2 protein-coding genes are annotated in these 2,591 nt (G+C 67.8%); both read right to left on the reverse strand.

The genetic code is table 11. The annotated features are described in order from the left end of the window. Positions 1-160: 160 nt before the first annotated feature. On the reverse strand, positions 161-622 hold the full coding sequence (locus tag AC1D15_RS26360) for a tripartite tricarboxylate transporter TctB family protein (RefSeq protein ID WP_477828318.1): 462 nt from the start codon (positions 620-622) through the stop codon (positions 161-163). Positions 623-745: 123 nt separating this feature from the next. Then, a complete protein-coding gene (locus tag AC1D15_RS26365) occupies positions 746-2,554 on the reverse strand; it encodes a GspE/PulE family protein (RefSeq protein ID WP_465111861.1) in 1,809 nt (602 codons plus the stop codon). Positions 2,555-2,591 lie beyond the last annotated feature (37 nt).

The following is a 2,591-nucleotide window of genomic DNA, read 5'->3' on the forward strand; positions in this document are numbered from 1 at the left end:
CAGCAGCATCGCGATGGTGGCCACCGGGCCCAGCCCGGGCAGCACGCCGATCAGCGTGCCCAGCACCGAACCGAAGAACGCATACATCAGGTTCTGCGCCGTGAAGGCGACGCCGAAGCCGAGTGCGAGGTTTCCCAACAAGTCCATGGTGTTTTCCTTTTCAGCCCACGAACCAGGGCCACATCGGGATGACCAGCTTCAGCCCGAGCACGAAGATCGCCCACGAACCCACGGTGAGCACGACGGCCGTCGCGACGACGCCCTTCCACTTGAATTCATCGCCGGCGAGGCTGGTCATCAGGATCAGGATCGGCACCGTGATCACCAGGCCCAGGCGCGGCAGCGCGAGGCCGAACACCGCGATCGCCGCGACGATCACCAGCAGCGGGCGCCACGCGATGTGGCCGATCGGGTCGCCCCCCTCGACCTCGATGGTCAGCGACTTGAACAGCACGAAGCCGCCCAGGATCGCCATCAGCACGCTGAGGATCAGCGGGAAGTAGCCGGGGCCCGGYCGCGCCGAGCTCCCCATGCTGTAGTTCGTCGCACCGACGGCGAACACCACGCCGACGACGATGAACATCAAACCGGACCAGAAGTCCCGTTGGCTCTTGATCTGCACGAATAGCTCCTCGTGTCCTGGGTGGACGTGACGCTGTCTGTTACAGCTTGCGGACGATTCTAGGCAGACCACTCCAGGCGCCGTGTGTGGTTTACACGTAGCGCAGCGTGTCCTGAGGTGTCATCAGGTGTCCCAGGACGGCGTCGAGCGCAGCACCTCGTCCATCGTGGTGACGCCTTCGGCCACCTTCATCATCCCGGCCAGCCGCAAGGGCCGCAGCCCCTCGGCGAGCGACAGCTGGCGCAGCTTCGACGCATCGGGCACCGGGTGGATGGCCGGCTGCGCCGCCTCGTTCAGCGTCAGCAGTTCGTAGAGCCCCGCGCGGCCGCGGAATCCCGTCATGCGGCATTCGAGGCAGCCCACCGGCTTGTAGGGCCGCGCCTTGCCGTTGATGCGCCACGGCTTGATGGCCTCGTTCAGCGTCTCGGCCGTCACGGCTTCATCGGGCTGCTTGCAGCTCGCGCACAGCGCGCGCACCAGCCGCTGCGCCAGCACGCCGATCACGGTGGCGCCGATCAGGTACGGCGGCACGCCCAGGTCGACCAGCCGCGTCACCGCCGAGGCCGAGTCGTTGGTGTGCAGCGTGCTGAACACCAGGTGGCCGGTCAGCGCGGCCTGGATCGCCATCTCGGCGGTCTCCAGGTCGCGGATTTCGCCCACCATGATGATGTCCGGGTCCTGCCGCATCAGCGCCCGCACGCCTTCGGCGAAGCCGAGGTCCAGCGCAGGTTGCACCTGCGTCTGGTTGAAGGTGGGCTGGATCATCTCGATCGGGTCTTCGATCGTGCAGACGTTGACCTCGTCGGTGGCCAGCCGCTTCAGCGTGGAGTACAGCGTGGTGGTCTTGCCCGATCCGGTCGGCCCGGTCACGAGGATGATGCCGTGCGGCCGCGCGGTGAGCCCCTCCCATCGCTGGGCGTCGTGGCTGCCGAAGCCGAGCGCATCGAGCGACTTGACGGTCGTGTCCGGGTCGAAGATCCGCATCACCATCTTCTCGCCGAACGCGGTGGGCAGCGTCGACAGCCGCATCTCCACCTCGTCGCCGTTCGGGTTGCGCGTCTTGATGCGGCCGTCGAGCGGACGCCGCTTCTCGACCACGTCCATGCGGCCGAGCAGCTTCACGCGCGCGATCATCGCGTTCATCACGCCGGGCGGCAGCTGGTAGACGGTGTGCATCACGCCGTCGATGCGGAAGCGGATCAGGCTCAGCTCGCGGCGCGGCTCCAGGTGGATGTCGCTCGCGCGCTGGTCGAAGGCGTACTGCCACAGCCAGTCGACCACCTGCACGACGCCCTGGTCGTTGGCATCGAGCTGCTTGTTGCTGCGCCCGAGCTCCACCAACTGCTCGAAGCTCGCGGCCGCCGAGTTCTCGCCGTTCTTGGCCGCCGCGCGCACCGAGCGCGACAGCGTGTAGAACTCGGTCGTGTAGCGCGCCACCTCGATCGGGTTGACCAGCACCAGCCGCAGCGTCTTGCGCGTGTGGGCCTCGATCTCGGGCGCCCAGGCGATGTCGAACGGCTCGCTGGTCGCCACCGTCACGTCCTGTGCACCGAACAGCAGCGGCAGCGCGCGGCGGCGCTCGGCATAGCTGATCGACATCACGTCGCCGACGCGGCCCACGTCGACCTTCAGCGGATCGATGCGCATGTACGGCATGCCGATGCGGCCGGCCAGCCATTCGGTGAGCATCTCGGTGTCGAGCGGCTTGCCGGACAGGTTCGACAGGCCCGCGCTGCCCAGCCGCACCAGCGGATGCTGCACGCTCTCGGCCGCCGCGAAGCGCTTCTCGGTGCGGTCATGGTCCTCGCGGCCGATCACGCCGTCCTCGAGCAGCCAGTGCAGCATGCGTCGCCACTCGAGGCGGCCGCGCGGGTGCCCGGCGGCGCCCTTGTCGGCCTTGGGGTGTTTCGTCGTCGAAGCCGCTGCGGTCATGGGGTCACCCCGTTCGTGTTTCTGATCATCCGCAGCC

Source organism: Rhizobacter sp. P2_H2 (genome assembly GCF_056403375.1).

What these genes read in the sequence shown, in the direction of transcription:
- AC1D15_RS26365 (WP_465111861.1), bottom strand. Translation starts at nt 2,554, where the DNA reads ATGACCGCAGCGGCTTCGACGACGAAACACCCCAAGGCCGACAAGGGC.